Below are 16881 nucleotides of genomic sequence, written 5' to 3' on the forward strand. Positions count from 1 at the left end.
ACGCTGACCTTCCTGGAAGAGGCCGGCTATGCCGCCTCTTCCAGGAAGGTCAGCGTCGGGTAGACCACGCCCGGGCTCGGGCTGTAGATGCCGCTGGTGCGCTCTTCCAGGGCCTTGATGATGTCGTAGCCGTGACGCGGCGCTTCGGCCAGCAGCGACAGCGTGATCAGCTTGAGGTCGCCGTCGGCCAGCATGCGTCCGGCGCGGAACATGTCGCCCGGACCGCCGCGCCCGCCACCACGGCCGCCGTGGCCGAACGGGCCAAAGCCGCCGCCCCCTCTGCCACCGAATTTGCCGGCCATGTGCATGAACATGCGCTCGCCGAAATGACCGCGCCCGAAATGATTGTGTTTGTGCATTGATTGCTCCTTGAGTTGTATCGTACGATATATCTTAATTAGGCAAGTCAATCGATGGAGTCAAGATATATCTTACGATGTATCTGAATGCAGCACCAGCGGGCTCGATTTTCCAGTCTCGGCCGCTTCGTTGCGAACGGCGGCCACCGATAAATTCGGCTACCAGCGCCCCTTGCGCCGGTTCCAGGCATAGAGAAGATCGGCAAAGCGATCGTAGGCAAAGCGTGTCAGCGGCAAGGCAACCGGATTGCCGAACAGCGTCGCCAACCAGCCCTCGCCCGGCGTGACCTTCCATACCGCGATGGCGACATCGGCGCCGACCAGCAGTCGGCCCTCGGCATCGGTGGCGTGCAGCCGGCGGCGGATATCCTCAAGCGACGCGCCAAATCCGGCTAGCGCTGCCGGTTCAAGATTGATGTCTCGGAACTCGATCCGCCCAGCCTTGACCGCTTCGATCAGCCGCCGCTTCTGCCTGCTGATCCCGGCATCGCAGACCGGGCAGCGCGTATTGTACCAGACGGTCAGCATAGTTCCGGCATTTGGTTGGTAGCGCAAACTTGAAGGACCACGAACGATCGGGCGCCGTCAAGACGTCGCTCGGTCGCTCGCGCGAAGGAGAATGTATCGGGCCAGCCGGTCCGGCCCTTCCGCTACAGGCTCTATCCGAGCGAGGTGACGATCTCGCGGTAGGCCAATTCGGGAAAGGCCTTCAGCGTCCGCGTCCTGACATTGCCGGCTGCCGCCAGCATCAGCGAGAAGCGCGCCAGCACCGCGTCGTCGGGCGCTTCGACCATCGCCACCATGTCGTATTCGCCCATGGTCAGGTAGAACGCCTTGAACGATCCGCCCATGTCTCCCAGCTGCTTTCTGGCGGCGTCGAGCCGCTTCGGTGACTCGCGCACGTTTCTGGCACCCTGCTCCGTCCAGTTCATCAGCACGATGTAGCTTGTCATGGCACACCTCCCTCCGGGGCCACGGAGCACGGCGGCTTCGCCGGGGCGGGCATCCGGGTTATCGCCCAGAAATGCATCCGACAGCGAAATTATCCTCCCGAAGGGCCCGGCCCGCAAGAGTGCGCCCCACAAACAAAAAAGGGCGCCATCGGCGCCCTTGAACTCTTTGCATCGGTAAGTCTCAGCTATCCAGGAAACTGCGCAGCTTGCGCGACCTGCTCGGGTGCTTGAGCTTGCGCAGCGCCTTGGCTTCGATCTGGCGGATACGCTCGCGGGTAACCGAGAACTGCTGGCCGACTTCTTCCAGCGTGTGGTCGGTGTTCATGCCGATACCGAAGCGCATTCTGAGCACGCGCTCCTCGCGCGGCGTCAGCGAGGCCAGCACGCGCGTGGTGGTCTCGCGCAGATTGGCCTGGATCGCCGCGTCGATCGGCAGGATCGCCATCTTGTCCTCGATGAAATCGCCCAGATGCGAATCCTCCTCGTCGCCGACCGGCGTTTCGAGCGAGATCGGCTCCTTGGCGATCTTCAAGACCTTGCGTACCTTTTCGAGCGGCATGGCAAGCTTTTCGGCCAGTTCTTCCGGCGTCGGCTCGCGGCCGATCTCGTGCAGCATCTGGCGCGAGGTGCGCACGATCTTGTTGATCGTTTCGATCATGTGCACCGGAATGCGGATGGTGCGCGCCTGATCGGCGATCGAACGCGTGATCGCCTGCCGGATCCACCATGTCGCGTAGGTCGAGAACTTGTAACCACGGCGGTATTCGAATTTGTCGACCGCCTTCATCAGGCCGATATTGCCTTCCTGGATCAGGTCGAGGAACTGCAGGCCGCGATTGGTGTATTTCTTGGCGATTGAGATGACGAGGCGCAGATTGGCCTCGACCATTTCCTTCTTGGCGATCGCCGCTTCGCGCTCGCCCTTCTGCACCTGGTTGACGATCTTGCGGAATTCCAGGATCGAGATCGCCGTTTCGGTGGCGAGGTTCTGGATCTCGGCGCGCAGGTCCTTGATCGCATCCTTCTCGTTCTTGGTGAATTCCTTCCAGCCGCGCGAGGTCAGGTTGCCGATCGAGCGCGTCCAGTTCGGGTCGAGCTCGGAACCCTGATATTCCTTCAGGAACTCTTCGCGACGCACGCCGTAGCTTTCGGCGAGCCTGAGCAGCTTGCCTTCGTTCTGCACCAGGCGCTTGTTGATGTCGTAGAGCTGCTCGACCAGCGCCTCGATGCGCGCCGTGTTGAGCGACAGCGACTTCACCGCCTTGATCAGCTGGTCCTTCAGCTCCTTCAGCCGGCGATCCTGGCTGGGCGACAGCGTGCCGGCCGCGGCCAGACGGTTCTCGACCTGCTGATCCTGCAGCTTGCGCAGCTTTTTGTAGGTGTCGGCGATAACGTCGAGCGTCTCCATCACCTGCGGGCGGAGTTCCGCTTCCATCGCGGCCAGCGACAGGCTTGCTTCGTCCTCGTCTTCGTCGTCGTCATCCGTCAGCCCACGCGTATCGGCGCCGACATTGGTGATGTCGTCTTCGTCGTCGCGCGAACGGCGCGGCTTGTCCTCGACCTTGGCTTCCTCGACGCGCTCGACCACCGGCGCCTGCTTGGCCTCGGGGCCGGCATAGGTGGCTTCGAGATCGATGATCTCACGCAGCAGGATCTTGGATTCGTTGAGTTCGTCGCGCCAGATGATGATGGCCTGGAAGGTCAGCGGGCTTTCGCACAGACCCGCGATCATCGTCTCGCGACCGGCCTCGATGCGTTTGGCGATGGCAATTTCGCCCTCGCGCGACAAAAGCTCCACCGAGCCCATCTCGCGCAGATACATGCGCACCGGATCGTCGGTGCGATCGGTCGGTTCTTTCTTGGTGGTGGTGGCGGCAACCGCGGTGCCGGTCTGCTCAGCCAGCTCGTTGGCGTCTTCCTCGGCATCGGCCGCGGTGTCGGCGGCCTCGGGCTCCTCGCCCTGCTCGTCGTCCTCGACCACGTTGATGCCCATGTCGGACAGCATCGCCATCGTGTCCTCGATCTGCTCGGAGGTCACTTCCTCTGAGGGCAGCACCGAATTCAGCTCGTCCATGGTGACATAGCCGCGCTTCTTGGCGGCCTTGATCATCTTCTTGACAGCATCATCGGAAAGGTCGAGCAGAGGGCCATCGGTGGCGCCTTCGCGTTCGGTTTCGACCTCTTCCTTTTCCTTTGTCGCCATAGTCTTTATCTTCTCCTAGCGGCCGAACTTCAAAGCCGCGTAAGCTGTCGGACCAGTCAAATCGGATGCGCTCGCTTATGAAACGCGCTTCACCGGGCCAGTAACTGCATCAACTCGTTTCGTTTGGTGTATGTCGTTGCCCCAAAACCGGGTTTCCCCTTTTTGGGCGACATCCATTAAGTCCAGATTAACCCTGATATCTGTGGCAGGCGGGCTGCCTGTCCAGTGACCAGTACCTCACATCGCTTATTTCCCGTCGACGCGGGTTCGGGTTAACGTTTCGAATCGTCCTGATTCCGCCAATCTGCCAGAAGGTCAAGCGCCTCTCGCATGATTCGCATGAAAAAAGCGAATCAATTACCCGACTTAGCCCGTTACGCGCCATTTCGACGCGCAACGACGCTTTCTCAATTCACTCGCTTCCAACTAAGCTCGCCCTGCCCTGCCCGAGGAGACGCCAAACCCTTCGATCAGCGCTTCCGTGGCTTGCACATCCTGGAATTGCGCCTGAATTTCGATCAGGTGCCGGTAGTTTTCGTCTGTGGGATCGGTGGCGAGCGCCGCTTCCGCCTGTTTCAGTTCCTTATGTAAGGTGCGCGCGCTGCGCTGCAAGTGCAGCGCCTGGCTGAAAGCATCGCGGGCATCTTCAAGGGCGGCGGTCTCCAGCGCCGGCCATTGCCGCATCCGCCGGATCAACCCGACGGCCCGCTCCCAGATCTCGGCGCAGCCGGCGCGTTCGATCGTCGCAATCACCGCCTGCCGGTCATTGGCCATGTCATGCGCCATTGCATCGAGGATTGCCGCATGCAGCCGCCTCAGATCGGAGTTGGCGAGATCGAGAAACTCGATATGGGCGAAATTCTCGTCGATCAGTGCCGGATGGTTGACCAATGCGACGATGATCGTCGCCTCGCGCACCGACATCCCCTCGCCGCCGCGTTTGACCAAAGCCGACTGGCCGAGACTTTCGGTGATCGCAATGCGGCCGCCACCGCTCTTGGCGAACTGCCCGCCGGGAGCGGCTGCCTTGCCCTGGCCCGGGCGCCCATCCTGGCGGCCGCTTTGCCTGGTGCCGCGCTGCGAGCCGAAGAAGCTCAACACGCGCTCGCGCATCTCCTGTTGATAATGGTAGCGGAGACTTTCATCGCGGATGCGGCTGGTCAGTTCGCGCAGCGTCTTCTCAAGCTCGGCCCGCCGCTCCGGCGTGTCGAAGACGCCGCCCGCCGTCTCACGCATCCATAAAAGATCGACCAGCGGCCGCGCCTCGGCCAGAACGCTACGAAACGCATCCGGTCCTTCGGCCTTGACCAGATCGTCGGGATCCTTGCCTTCCGGCAGCAGCGCGAAACGCGCCGAGCGGCCGGCCTGCACCGACGGCAGCGCCATGTCGGCGGCCCGCCACGCGGCCTTCAACCCGGCCTTGTCGCCGTCGAAGCACAACATCGGCTCCGGCGCCATGCGCCACAGCAGCTCGAGCTGGTTCTCGGTAAGCGCGGTGCCGAGCGGCGCCACGACATTCTCGAAGCCGGCCTGTGCCAGCGCGATGACATCCATATAGCCTTCGACGGCGATGACCGTGCCGCCCTTGGCCAAGGCCTTGCGGGCGCGGGCGAAATTATAAAGCACGTTGCCCTTGTGGAAGAGCTCGGTGTCGGGCGAGTTCATGTATTTGGCCAGCGCATCGGGCTGCAGCGCGCGGCCGCCAAAGGCGATGATCTTCCCCCTGGAATCCGGGATCGGAAACATGATGCGGTCGCGGAACCAGTCATAGGAAACCGGGATGTCGTCGCCGTGGCGCACCAGTCCGCAGGCCTCGATATCGGCTTTCGGCACGCCCCTGGCGGCGAGATGCTCCTTCAGCGCATTGCGGCTGTCGGGCGCAAAACCAAGCCGGAACGATTGCTGCGTCGCCGGCGTCAGGCCGCGGTCGCGCAGATAGGCACGCGCCTTGGCGCCTTCCGGTCCCTGCAGCCGTTCCTGGAAGAAGGCGGTCGCCATCTCCATGACGTCGGTCAGGCTGGCGCGTTCCTTTTCGCGCCGCTCCTCCTGCGCATCGCGGACCGGCATCGGCACCCCGGCCATGTCGGCGATCTTTTCCACAGCTTCGGGAAAGCTCATCCCGTCCAGTTCGGTGAGGAACTTGAAATGATCGCCCGAGACCGAACAGCCGAAACAATGGTAGCGGCCCTTCTTGTCCTCGCAGTGGAAGGAAGGGCTCTTCTCGCCATGGAACGGGCAGCAGGCCCAATAGTCGCCGCGCGGTGCGTTGGTCTTCTTGCGGTCCCACGCGACGCGCTGGCCGATCACCGATGAAATCGGCACGCGGTCGCGTATCTCGTCGAGGAAGGCGGGTGGAAAGCGCATCGGGGAACTCGTTTCCCGATTATATAATCACGCCCGCGAAATCCGACGACCCTTAATGCGGGCCATACCCGGTTTCCACAGGCAAAAAGAAAGGCGGCCGTAGCGGGCCGCCTCCCTTTTCAATGTCCGGCAAGGTGCCGATTAATGCGCGGCAAGCGCGCCGAAGATGACGCCGGAGAGGATGCCGACCAGCACATAGTCGTTGCCGACGCGGATCCATTCCTGGCCGCGGCCGGGGCGATGCAGGCCGTAGCGGCCATAGTCGCGGATCGGCTGATGGCGCTTCCAGCCGGAATATTTCTGGCCATGCCGCCAGTTGTTGCGCTTCACGACGACGACCTTCTTCTTGTAAACGCGCTTCCTCACATCGCTGTGGTGGCCGGGCTTCTGCCAGTCGACCTGGCTGTAGTTCGACTGCGGCGCGTTCGGCGCATTCAGCGGTGCGGCCTGGCCGGTGAGCGACGTGGCGGCCAGCATCGAGAAAGCGAGTGCGGAAAGGACGATGCGTTTCATGAGAAGTCTCCTTGGTTGTCGATATCGAAGCAGTAGCTGCCCATCGATGAACCGAAACTGAACGCACGCATTACAATTATGTAATGGATTCCTTGATTTACCCAAGGAAGCTGAACATGATCGCAAAGGCAGGAGCCAGTCGCACCGCAAACTCGGCCTATCCGCCGCTTCGCGCCCGCCCAGCAATGCAACCATTTGCGCGTCCGTCCATTTTCCGACACCGCCTGTCGCGCGGCAACGGCCCTTGAAATCGACAAGATTTTATTATCCGGCTAAAATATTCGAGCTATTATAAGTCACCGCCATGAACATGATTCGTTCCCTCGTTTTTCCTTCTGATCGCCACGCAAAACAGGGCGGGCGCCCTGTTTGCATGCGGGGGACGAAATGAGCGGGTCCGTCGTCCTTCTGCATCTGGCCGGCGCCGTGGCGCTGATGCTGTTTGCCACCCGCATGGTGAAGACCGGCGTTGAACGCGCCTATGGCGACGTGCTGCGCCATCGCCTCCGCGCCACCATGCGCAATCCGATCATGGCGGTGCTGGCCGGCACCGGCCTTGCCATCGCCCTGCAGAGCTCCACCGCCGTCACGCTGCTGGTCGGCTCCTTCGCCGGCTCTGGCATCGTCTCTGGCGCCGCGGGCCAATTGGCGGTGCGCGGCGCCGAGATCGGCTCGGCGCTGGTGGTCAAGCTGCTGACCTTCGACCTCACCTTGCTGGTGCCGCTGTGCCTGATCACCGGCACGGTCATGTTCATGGCCACCGAGCGGCGCGACTGGCGCCAGTCCGGCCGCATCCTGGTCGGCATCGGCCTTCTGATCCTGTCGCTGGAGATGATCGGCCAGGCATCGGAGCCCCTGCGCAACAGCCAGCTCATGCCGGTCATCATCAACTACTTCTCGACCGATTCCATCACCGCCTATCTGCTGGCGGCACTGATCACCTGGCTGTTCCAGTCGAGCATCGCGGCGGTGCTGTTGATGGCGACGCTGGCAGGCCGTGGCCTGATCACGCCCGAACTTGGCGTCGTTCTCATCCTTGGCGTCAACCTCGGCTCCTCGATCATCGCGCCGATGCTGACCCGCTCGTCGAGCCCCGAAGTGCGCGTCGTGCCGATCGGCAATCTCCTGATGCGCGGGCTTGGCTCGCTGGTCATGCTGATCCTGGTCATGATCTTCAGGCCGCACTTCGCCTTTCTCGGTTCGACGGCGGCGGACCAGATCGTCAATGCCCACATCCTGTTCAATGTGCTGATCCTGCTCGCCGGCCTGCCGCTGGCAGGCTTCGTCTACCGCGCTTCGGAGAAGATCGTCGCACTTGGCACCAAGCCCGTGCCGGCCGCCTCGCTTGACGTCGTCGAGCTGTCCGCGCTCAACGAAAGCGCGCTCGACGTGCCGAGCCAGGCGCTGGCCAATGCCACCCGCGAGGTGGTGCGGGTCTGCGAGACGATCGAGATCATGCTCAAGCGTATCATCGAACTCTATGAAAGTGCCGACGCCGACAAGATCAAGGCGCTGGCCGCACTCGACGACCGCGTCGACCGCAAGCACGCCGCGATCAAGCTCTACCTCGCCAAACTGACCAGGAACCCGCTGACCGAGGACGAGGCGCTGCGCTGCCAGGAACTGATCGGCGCCTGCGTCAAGCTCGAGCAGGTCGGCGACATCATCGTGCGCAACATGCTGGTGCATGTGAAGAAGAAGTTCGAGCGCGGACTGGAATTCACCGACGAGGGCTGGGCCGAGTTGTGCGCCTTCCATGGCTCGGTTCTGGCCAATGCGCGGCTTGCCTTCAACGTTCTGGTGTCGCGCGATCCCGAGACCGCCCGTCAGCTGGTGCTGGAAAAGGACCGGCTGCGCGACCGCGAAAAGGAAACCAGCGCCAGCCATTTCGTGCGGCTGCGCGACGGCACCGCCAAGAGCGTCGAAACCAGCTCGATCCATCTCGACACCATCCGCGACCTGAAACAGATCAATTCGCTGCTGGCCTCGATGGCCTATCCGGTGCTTGAAGAGCGCGGCCTGCTGACGGGGTCGCGGTTGAAGGCGAGCTGAGAAGCGCCACTTTCCCTTCTCCCCTGGGGAGAAGGGAAGCGGCTGCTCGCATCCAATTCAAGAAAACCTAAACTCGCGACAAAAATTTCTGGATTGCCCGCAAAGCCCATCCGTGGTTTGAGGCGCTTCCAGCTAAGGCTTCTCCATGTCGCTTCCGCTCATCGCCCTGTTCATCGCCGCCTTTGCCTTCGGCACCACCGAATTCGTCATTGCCGGCGTGCTGCCGCAGGTGGCGCAAGGCCTGGGCGTCTCGGTTCCCTCCGCCGGCTATCTCGTCTCCGGCTATGCCGGCGGCATCGCCATCGGCGGCCCGCTGCTGGCGCTCGCCACCAAGTCATTGTCGCGCAAGACCTTGCTGCTCGGCCTCGCCATCGCCTTCACCATTGGCCAGGCGGCTTGCGCGCTGGCGCCCGATTTCACCTCGATGCTTCTGTTGCGCATTGCCGTGGCGGTCGCGCATGGCGCCTATTTCGGCGTCGCCATGGTCGTCGCCGTCGGTCTCGTGCGCGAGGACCAGCGCGGCATGGCTGTCGCCGTCATCCTGTCCGGCCTCACCGTCTCCAACGTCATCGGCGTGCCGGCCGGCACCGCAATCGGCAACATCTGGGGCTGGCGTGCGACTTTCTGGGTGATGTGCGCGCTGGGTGTCGCGGCAACGCTTGCCATGGCAACCCTTTTGCCGCGCACCACCGGCTCATCGGCCAAGCCCGCCGGCTTCGCCCGCGAGGTCCGCGTGCTGGCCCGCCAGCAGGTCTGGACATCGCTGATCCTGATGCTGATGCTGATGATCGGCCAGTTCGGCCTGTTCACCTACATCACCCCGACACTGCTGGAAGTCACCGGTCTCGACGAGAACCTGGTGCCGTGGGTGCTGCTGCTCAACGGCGTCGGCGCAACCCTTGGCGTCTTCCTCGGCGGCAAGCTCTCCGACTGGAAGCTGATGCCGTCATTGATCACCATGCTGGCCCTGCAGGCGGTGACGCTTGGCGTCATCTATGCCGTCAGCCCCTATCCCCTGCCGATGGTTGTGGCGATCGTCATCTGGGGCGGTCTCAACTTCGCCATCGGCACGCCGATCCAGACCCGCATCCTGGCCTGGACCGCGGACGCCTCGAACCTTGCCTCGTCGCTCATTCCCTCCGGCTTCAATGTCGGCATCGCGCTGGCCGCTTCGTTGGGCGCCGCGATGCTGAACAGCGGCTATGGCTACCGCAGCCTGCCGCTGCTGGGCGCCATCGCCATGCTGGTTGCCGTGGCAGTGGCGCTCGCCTCTTATGTCTGGGAAGGGCGCAGCAACGCCACGCCGCCGCTGACAGCCCCAGCCGAGTAGATCACGATCCGGAAAAGTGGACGCCGGTTTTCCGAAAAGATCGCGATCAACCAAAAACACTTCACCCGCGCCAGCGCAGCAGGCGCATGGCGTTGGCGGTGACCAGCACGGTCGCGCCGGTATCGGCCAGGATCGCCGGCCACAGGCCGGTGATGCCCAAAATGGTGGTGACCAGGAACACCGCCTTCAGCCCCAGCGCCACGGTGATGTTCTGGCCGATATTGGCCATCACCGCCCGCGACAGTTTCACCATACGCGCGACGTCCATGACGCGGCCGTGCAGGATCGCCGCGTCCGCGGTCTCCAGCGCCACGTCGGTGCCGCCGCCCATGGCAATGCCGATATCGGCGGCCGCGAGCGCCGGCGCGTCGTTGATGCCGTCGCCGACCTTGGCGACCTTGAAACCCTCGCGCTGCAATTCGCCGACGATGCGCTGCTTGTCCTGGGGCAACAGGTCCGCCCGCGCCTCGATGCCGAGCGAAGCGGCGATGGCTTGCGCCGTGCGGCGGTTGTCGCCGGTCAGCATCACCGCGCGGATGCTCTCGGCCTTCAGCGCCGCGATCCCGGCCGCAGCATCCGGCCGCGGCTCGTCGCGCATGGCAATCAGCCCGGCCACCACGCCATCGGCGACCAGCACTGACACCGTCTTGCCCTGGCCGTTGAGGCTGTCGACGGCGAGGCGCTGCGCTTGCGTCATGTCGGCGCGTTCGCCCGCCGCCTGGCCGGAGCCGAGGAAGACGGCGACGCCGCCAACGCTGCCCTCGACACCCTTGCCCGAGATTGCCTTCGCCGCGAGAGCCGGCGGCACCGGCGCCTTGTCGGCCTTGGCCCGGTCCAGGATCGCCATCGCCAACGGATGGCTGGAGCCCTGCTCCAGTGCTGCCGCCAGCGCCAGCACGGTGCGTTCATCCCTTCCATACGCCACGATGTCGGTGACGGCAGGCTTGCCTGCGGTCAGCGTGCCGGTCTTGTCGAAGGCGACCGCCGTGATCCGGCGAAAGCCTTCCAGCACCGCACCGCCTTTCATCAACAGGCCACGCCGCGCACCGGTCGCAAGGCCCGCGGCGATCGCCGCCGGGGTCGAGATGACCAGCGCGCAGGGGCAGCCGATCAGCAGGATCGCCAGGCCCTTGTAGATCCATTCGTTCCAGTCGCCGCCGGCAAGCAGCGGCGGCAACAATGCCACCAGCGCACCGACCGCCAGCACCGCCGGCGTGTAGGTGCGCGAGAAGCGATCGATGAAGCGCTCTGTCGGCGCCTTGGCCTCCTGCGCCTCCTCCACCAGCCGCACGATTCGGGCGATGGTGTTGTCGGAAGCGGCCGCCGTCACCCGCACCTTGAGCACGCCATCGATGCTGATCGTGCCGGCAAAGACGGCGTCCGCAACGCCCTTGCGCTTCGGCGTGCTCTCGCCGGTCACCGGCGCCTCGTCGATTTCGCTCGCGCCCTCGATGATCTCGCCATCGGCCGGGATGCGGTCGCCCGGCCGCACCAGGATGATATCGCCGACCGCAAGGTCTTCGGCGGGACACTCCGATGTGCCGCCTGCGCGCTCGACCAAGGCCGTCTTCGGCACCAGATCGGCAAGTCCCTGGATGCTCGCCCGCGCCCGGCCGGCGGCGACACCCTCCAGAAGCTCGCCGATCAGGAAGAGCACCACCACGGCGGCGGCCTCTTCAGTGGCACCGATCATCACGGCGCCTATCGCCGCGATGGTCATCAGCATCTCGATCGAAAACGGCGTGCCGGCCAATGCGGCCATCAGCGCGCGCCGTGCGATCGGCACCAGGCCGACCAACAGCGCGGCCAGGAACACCCCGCGTTCCGCCACCGGGAACAGATGGCCGATGCCGTATGCGGCGAGAAGCGCTGCCGCGCAGGCGAGCGTCAGCACCGCCCGGCGGGAACGCCACCACGCCTGCCCCGTCTCGGAATGGCCATGATCGGGATCGGGATCGTGGCTCGCATGATCGTGGCCTTCATGGTCATTGTGGACGTGATCGGCGTGCGCCTTGTTTGACATCGGCGATACATGTGCCTCGGCCCTGACGATGCCGTAGCCGAGCCGAGCAACCTGCTGCAGCACCCTGTCTTCCGGCAACGCGCCGCCATGGCTGACCGTCATGCTGGCACCGGTCACCGAAACCGAGACATCGGCGACGCCGTCTAGGCGACGCACCGCCGTATCGATCTTGGTTGCGCAAGAGGCGCAATCCATGCCGCCGATCTTGAACCGCGTCTGCCTGATTTTTACCTGGTCGAGGGGCGCCGTCATCACATCACCTGTCTGTCTTGCCCGCGCGGCGTCGCCGCATGGGTCTTGAACGCTGATGTCAGGCACTGTAATTGCTCTAGTCACTAGAGCTTCAAGAGGCAATTCATGTTTTCGATCGGTGATCTCTCGCGCCGCACCGGGGTCAAGGTGCCGACCATCCGCTACTACGAGCAGATGGGCCTTGTTGCCGCACCCGAGCGCTCGGAAGGCAACCAGCGCCGCTATTCCAGGCAGGAGCTGGAGCGGTTGGCCTTCATCCGCCACGCCCGCGATCTCGGTTTCGCCGTCGAGGACATCCGCTCTCTGATCGATTTGAGCGGCCACCCCGAGCAACCCTGCGGCCACGCCGACAAGATCGCCGAGGAGCAACTGATCTCGGTGCGGGAAAAGATTGCCCAGTTGAAGCGGCTCGAGGCCGAGCTCGAACGCATCGCCACGTGCTGCAATGGCCAGACGGTCGGCGATTGCTACGTCATCCGCGCGCTGTCGGATCATGCGCTGTGCGCCGATGAGCATGGTTGAGATACATCCTACAGCTCGATCCGGAACCGCAAGCTTTCCGCTCCGCCATAGGCGGCGTCCTCGAAAAAGCGTTCGACGAGCTTGCCGCCATTGGCCAGGATCACCTTGTGCGAGGCCGGATTGCCCGGTTTGGCGGTGATCTCGACGTGAGCCAGGCCGACCGCCCTCGCCTCCTCCAGCATCAGGCGCAGCGCCTGTGTAGCGTAACCGCGCCGCCGCTTCCACGGCACCACCGCATAGCCGATATGGCCGAGCACATGCGGCGGCAGGTCCGACGTGCCCTTCTGCCAGCGAAAGCCGATCGAGCCCGACGCCTCGCCGTCCCAGATCCAGCGGCGGAAGCCCGGCAGGCGCGGCACCTTTTTGCCGTCGGGCAAGGTGATCGGACCGCCCCTGGCCTGGGGATCATCGAGGTCGGCGAGAAAAGCCACGGGATCCCTTTCGATTGCCGCAAGCTGCTCGCGCGTCGCTTCCAGCAATCGCACATTGTCCGGCGACCAGCCGCGTTCGAGTGCCGCCTTGTAGGACGGCAGATGTTCGAACGCGGGTTTGACGATTTCGATCATGGTGCACCGGTGCAGACGCGATGCCCACAAAATAGCATGCTTGACCAGGGAGGCACGGTCCACCAAAGCGCGGCCCCATACGACAAAGGCCGCGCTCCCATCACTGGAAACGCGGCCCTGGCGTTGTGTCCTTGGGAGGACCGGCGATCCGGCGCGGCCGCGCCGGAGCGCCTTTAGCGATCTCAGGCGATGTCGAAGCGGTCGGCGTTCATCACCTTGGTCCATGCCGCAACGAAATCCCTGGTGAATTTCGCCTTGGCGTCCGCCGACCCGTAGACCTCGGCAAGCGCGCGCAATTGGGCGTGCGAGCCGAAGATCAGGTCGGCACGGGTGCCGGTCCACTTGACCGCCTTGGTCTTGCGGTCACGCGCCTCGTAGACTTCGTCGGAGCCGGCGGCCGGATCCCAGACCGTGTTCATGCTGAGCAGGTTGACGAAGAAGTCGTTGGTCAACGTACCCGGCCGGTCGGTGAACACGCCGTGCTTCGAGTTGGCCGTGTTGGCGCCGAGCACACGAAGACCGCCGACCAGCACCGTCATTTCGGGTGCGGTCAGCGACAGCAATTGCGCCCGGTCGACCAGCATGGCTTCGACCGACATCGGCTGCTTGCCCCTGACATAGTTGCGGAAGCCATCGACTTTCGGCTCGAGCGCGGCAAAGGAATGGACATCCGTCTGTTCCTGTGAAGCATCCATGCGACCCGGCGTGAACGGCACCTTGGCCTCGTGGCCGCCATCCTTCGCCGCCTTCTCGACAGCGGCGACACCGCCGAGAACGATGAGGTCGGCCAGCGAGATCTTTTTCCCGCCGGTCTGTGCCGCGTTGAACTCCTTCTGGATGGCTTCCAGCCTGGCCAGCACCTTCGACAGTTCCGCCGGCTGGTTGACCTCCCAATCCTTCTGCGGCGCCAGCCGGATGCGTGCACCATTGGCACCACCGCGCTTGTCGGAATTGCGGAACGTCGAGGCCGAGGCCCACGCCGTCGAGACCAATTCGGAAACCGACAGGCCCGATGCCAGGATCTTCGCCTTCAGCGACGCAATGTCCTGCTCGCCGACCAGTTCGTGGTCGACCGCGGGGATCGGATCCTGCCAGATCAGCTCTTCCTTCGGCACGAGCGGGCCGAGATAGCGAACGACCGGCCCCATGTCGCGATGGGTCAGCTTGAACCAGGCGCGGGCAAAAGCGTCGGCGAACTGGTCCGGATGCTCATGGAAGCGCCGCGAGATCTTCTCGTAGGCCGGATCGACCCGCAGCGCGAGATCGGTCGTCAGCATGGCAGGCGCGCGGCGCTTGGACGGATCGTGGGCATCCGGCACGGTTCCGGCGCCGGCGCCGCCCTTCGGCGTCCACTGATGCGCGCCCGCCGGGCTCGTGGTCAGCTCCCATTCGAAGTTGAACAGATTGTCGAAGAAGTTGTTGCTCCACTTGGTCGGCGTCGTGGTCCAGGTCACCTCGAGGCCCGAGGTGATGGCATCGCCGGCGATGCCCGTGGCATGCTTGCTCGACCAGCCGAGGCCCTGCGCTTCGATGCCGGCGCCTTCCGGCTCCGCACCCACAAGCGAAGCATCGCCGGCGCCGTGGGTTTTGCCGAAGGTGTGGCCGCCGGCGATCAGCGCCACGGTCTCCTCGTCGTTCATGGCCATGCGGCCGAACGTCTCGCGAATATCGCGTGCCGAGGCCAGCGGATCCGGCTTGCCGTTCGGCCCTTCCGGATTGACATAGATCAGACCCATCTGGACGGCGCCGAGATGGCCCTGGAGTTCGCGGTCGCCGGAGTAGCGCTTGTCGTCGAGCCACTTGGTTTCCGAACCCCAATCGACGTCCTGCTCGGGTTCCCAGACGTCGGCGCGGCCGCCAGCAAAACCGAAGGTCTTGAAGCCCATCGATTCCAGCGCGACGTTGCCGGTGAGGATCAGCAGGTCGGCCCAGGAGATCTTGCGCCCATATTTCTGCTTGACCGGCCACAGCAGCCGGCGCGCCTTGTCGAGATTGGCATTGTCCGGCCAGCTGTTGAGCGGAGCAAAACGCTGCTGGCCGGCCCCGGCGCCGCCACGGCCGTCGCCGATGCGGTAGGTGCCGGCACTGTGCCAGGCCATGCGGATGAACAGCGGCCCGTAATGGCCGAAGTCGGCCGGCCACCAATCCTGCGAATCCGTCATCACCTGGTGCAGGTCCTTGATCACCGCATCGAGATCGAGCGACTTGAATTCCTCGGCATAGTCGAACTCTTCGCCCATCGGGTCCGAAAGGTTCGACTGCTGATGCAGAACGCCAAGGTCCAGTTGGTTCGGCCACCAGTCACGGTTCGTCCTGCTGGAGGATCCGTGCGCAACGGGGCATTTGCCGGCACTGGGATCATCGGTCTGTGCGTCCATGTTCTTCTCTCCGATCGTGGCTGTGTTGAGCTGTTCAACTGCTGCGTGAACAGGGACACAAAAATGTCCCTGTAGGCGGTCCGTTTCATGGCTGGCGCGATGACCTGAGCCCGATACGCGACCGAATATGTTGGATGTCCTGTTGCTGCGGGCATGCGCCTCACCAGGCGGTCCCGGCTGCTCCTCATCTTCGTTACGACTCCTATAGCAAAGCCGCTTGATTAATTTAAGTTGGATTTCCTGATTGCAGCGATAAGATGACATTATGACAAACCTGACGCTGAAGCAGCTGCGTTATTTCGAGGCGCTGGCCCGGCACAATCATTTCGGCCGCGCCGCCGATGCCTGCTCGATCTCGCAGCCCGCCATCTCGGTGCAGATCCGGGAGTTGGAGGAAACGCTGGGCACGGAGCTTTTCCAAAGAGGCCCACGCCAGGTCCGGCTGACCAATTTCGGCGAGGAATTCGCCTTGCGCGTCCGCGACATCCTACGCTCGGTGGATGAGTTGACGGATCTGGCCCGCGCCTCGCGCGACCGGCTGGTGGGACGGTTGCGCATCGGCGTGATCCCGACGATCGCACCCTACCTTTTGCCTGCCATCATCGGCAACCTCGCCCGCATGCATGACGGGCTCGATATCCACGTGCGCGAAACGCAAACGCAAAAGCTGATCCAGGAACTGGCCGACGGCCGGCTCGACGCGGCCATCGTCGCCTTGCCGGTGTCGGAACCCTCGCTGACGGAAATCGTGCTGTTTGCCGAGAACTTCGTGCTGGTCCGGCCCGGCGAGGACGAGGGAAAGCCGGTCCCCAACCGCGAAATGCTGCGCGAGATGCGGCTGCTTCTGCTGGAGGAAGGCCATTGTTTTCGCGACCAGGCGCTGTCGTTCTGCAACATGCATTCGGCGCGGCCAAGGGAGTTGCTGGACGGCAGCTCGCTGTCGACCCTGGTGCAGATGGTCGGCGCCGGCGTCGGCGTCACCTTGATTCCCGAAATGGCCGTGCCGGTGGAGACGCGCTCGGCGGCGGTGTCTGTCGCCCACTTTGCCAACCCCCAACCGTCGCGGACGATCGGCATGATCTGGCGCAAGACAAGCCCGATCGCCAAACAGCTGATGCTTATATCCGAAGTGGTTCGCCAGGCGGCCGAAACGTTGCGCGCGCAGCACAATCCGGCATCGGTTGAGCTGAACCTGGTAGCAGCCGCCCAATGAAGGCTTGGCTGACCCGATCGTCAGCCTGCCGCGTGGAACCGGATCTCGCCCTTGTTCAGGAAGCAGGTCTTGTTGAACAGCGACAGATCCAGAGGGTTCGGCAACCGCACATCGCCGATATCGGGAACCGGCTTCTGCGCCGGGTCGTAGGAC

Annotated in this window: 12 protein-coding genes and 2 pseudogenes; 4 read left to right on the forward strand and 10 right to left on the reverse strand. The window is 63.9% G+C overall.

What is annotated here, in order from left to right; all coding sequences use genetic code 11:
* Window positions 1–32 precede the first annotated feature (32 nt).
* From EN991_RS03950 to EN991_RS03975, 6 genes and pseudogenes are all read right to left on the reverse strand, one after another.
* Window positions 33–359 (reverse strand): annotated as a pseudogene (locus EN991_RS03950) (PadR family transcriptional regulator); the annotation flags it as partial.
* Window positions 360–518: 159 nt separating this feature from the next.
* Window positions 519–887 carry a DCC1-like thiol-disulfide oxidoreductase family protein gene (locus tag EN991_RS03955; RefSeq protein WP_063168776.1) on the reverse strand — a complete coding sequence of 123 codons (369 nt, stop codon included), beginning with the start codon at window positions 885–887 and terminating at the stop codon, window positions 519–521.
* A gap of 131 nt (window positions 888–1018) precedes the next feature.
* Window positions 1019–1312, reverse strand: a complete 294-nt coding sequence (locus EN991_RS03960) for a GYD domain-containing protein (protein ID WP_063168777.1) — start codon at window positions 1310–1312, stop codon at window positions 1019–1021.
* Window positions 1313–1493: 181 nt separating this feature from the next.
* Window positions 1494–3515 carry an RNA polymerase sigma factor RpoD gene (rpoD, locus tag EN991_RS03965; RefSeq protein WP_013530149.1) on the reverse strand — a complete coding sequence of 674 codons (2022 nt, stop codon included), beginning with the start codon at window positions 3513–3515 and terminating at the stop codon, window positions 1494–1496.
* A gap of 426 nt (window positions 3516–3941) precedes the next feature.
* Window positions 3942–5879, reverse strand: coding sequence for a DNA primase (gene dnaG / locus EN991_RS03970; RefSeq protein WP_063168778.1), 1938 nt, complete (start codon window positions 5877–5879; stop codon window positions 3942–3944).
* A 141-nt stretch (window positions 5880–6020) separates the two neighbouring features.
* Window positions 6021–6392 carry an RcnB family protein gene (locus tag EN991_RS03975; RefSeq protein ID WP_013530147.1) on the reverse strand — a complete coding sequence of 124 codons (372 nt, stop codon included), beginning with the start codon at window positions 6390–6392 and terminating at the stop codon, window positions 6021–6023.
* 387 nt (window positions 6393–6779) lie between these two features.
* Between EN991_RS03975 and EN991_RS03980 the strand changes: the two genes are divergently transcribed.
* The gene (locus EN991_RS03980) at window positions 6780–8444 is read left to right on the forward strand and encodes a Na/Pi cotransporter family protein (protein ID WP_013530146.1); all 1665 of its coding nucleotides are present in this window, start codon (window positions 6780–6782) and stop codon (window positions 8442–8444) included.
* Window positions 8445–8589: 145 nt separating this feature from the next.
* Entirely contained in the window at window positions 8590–9774 is a 1185-nt protein-coding gene (locus EN991_RS03985; RefSeq protein ID WP_127368189.1) for an MFS transporter, read from the forward strand.
* A gap of 61 nt (window positions 9775–9835) precedes the next feature.
* On the opposite strand, the gene EN991_RS03990 is transcribed toward EN991_RS03985, so the two are convergent.
* Window positions 9836–12049, reverse strand: coding sequence for a heavy metal translocating P-type ATPase (locus EN991_RS03990; protein ID WP_127368190.1), 2214 nt, complete (start codon window positions 12047–12049; stop codon window positions 9836–9838).
* A 105-nt stretch (window positions 12050–12154) separates the two neighbouring features.
* Between EN991_RS03990 and EN991_RS03995 the strand changes: the two genes are divergently transcribed.
* On the forward strand, window positions 12155–12571 hold the full coding sequence (locus EN991_RS03995) for a helix-turn-helix domain-containing protein (RefSeq protein ID WP_013530143.1): 417 nt from the start codon (window positions 12155–12157) through the stop codon (window positions 12569–12571).
* Between the two features lie 8 nt (window positions 12572–12579).
* Here the strand turns inward: EN991_RS03995 and EN991_RS04000 are convergent, their stop codons facing one another.
* Complete coding sequence (locus tag EN991_RS04000; protein WP_013530142.1) at window positions 12580–13137, reverse strand: GNAT family N-acetyltransferase; 558 nt, start codon at window positions 13135–13137, stop codon at window positions 12580–12582.
* 182 nt (window positions 13138–13319) lie between these two features.
* Window positions 13320–15515 carry a catalase/peroxidase HPI gene (gene katG / locus EN991_RS04005; RefSeq protein WP_063168780.1) on the reverse strand — a complete coding sequence of 732 codons (2196 nt, stop codon included), beginning with the start codon at window positions 15513–15515 and terminating at the stop codon, window positions 13320–13322.
* 265 nt (window positions 15516–15780) lie between these two features.
* Between katG and EN991_RS04010 the strand changes: the two genes are divergently transcribed.
* Window positions 15781–16728: a hydrogen peroxide-inducible genes activator gene (locus EN991_RS04010; RefSeq protein WP_013530140.1), complete on the forward strand. Its 948-nt coding sequence runs from the start codon at window positions 15781–15783 to the stop codon at window positions 16726–16728.
* A gap of 20 nt (window positions 16729–16748) precedes the next feature.
* On the opposite strand, the pseudogene EN991_RS40710 reads toward EN991_RS04010, so the two are convergent.
* Window positions 16749–16881, reverse strand: a pseudogene (locus EN991_RS40710) (DNA helicase); the annotation flags it as partial.

The sequence above is a fragment of the Mesorhizobium sp. M7A.F.Ca.US.005.03.2.1 genome, assembly GCF_003997795.1.
Lineage (GTDB): Bacteria > Pseudomonadota > Alphaproteobacteria > Rhizobiales > Rhizobiaceae > Mesorhizobium > Mesorhizobium ciceri.

Excerpts from the sequence above, each read along its gene's own strand:
- EN991_RS03955 (WP_063168776.1), bottom strand. The coding sequence starts at position 887 with ATGCTGACCGTCTGGTACAATACGCGCTGCCCGGTCTGCGATGCCGGG.
- EN991_RS03960 (WP_063168777.1), bottom strand. The coding sequence starts at position 1,312 with ATGACAAGCTACATCGTGCTGATGAACTGGACGGAGCAGGGTGCCAGA.
- rpoD (WP_013530149.1), bottom strand. The coding sequence starts at position 3,515 with ATGGCGACAAAGGAAAAGGAAGAGGTCGAAACCGAACGCGAAGGCGCC.
- dnaG (WP_063168778.1), bottom strand. The coding sequence starts at position 5,879 with ATGCGCTTTCCACCCGCCTTCCTCGACGAGATACGCGACCGCGTGCCG.
- EN991_RS03975 (WP_013530147.1), bottom strand. The coding sequence starts at position 6,392 with ATGAAACGCATCGTCCTTTCCGCACTCGCTTTCTCGATGCTGGCCGCC.
- EN991_RS03980 (WP_013530146.1), top strand. The coding sequence starts at position 6,780 with ATGAGCGGGTCCGTCGTCCTTCTGCATCTGGCCGGCGCCGTGGCGCTG.
- EN991_RS03985 (WP_127368189.1), top strand. The coding sequence starts at position 8,590 with ATGTCGCTTCCGCTCATCGCCCTGTTCATCGCCGCCTTTGCCTTCGGC.
- EN991_RS03990 (WP_127368190.1), bottom strand. The coding sequence starts at position 12,049 with ATGACGGCGCCCCTCGACCAGGTAAAAATCAGGCAGACGCGGTTCAAG.
- EN991_RS03995 (WP_013530143.1), top strand. The coding sequence starts at position 12,155 with ATGTTTTCGATCGGTGATCTCTCGCGCCGCACCGGGGTCAAGGTGCCG.
- EN991_RS04000 (WP_013530142.1), bottom strand. The coding sequence starts at position 13,137 with ATGATCGAAATCGTCAAACCCGCGTTCGAACATCTGCCGTCCTACAAG.
- katG (WP_063168780.1), bottom strand. The coding sequence starts at position 15,515 with ATGGACGCACAGACCGATGATCCCAGTGCCGGCAAATGCCCCGTTGCG.
- EN991_RS04010 (WP_013530140.1), top strand. The coding sequence starts at position 15,781 with ATGACAAACCTGACGCTGAAGCAGCTGCGTTATTTCGAGGCGCTGGCC.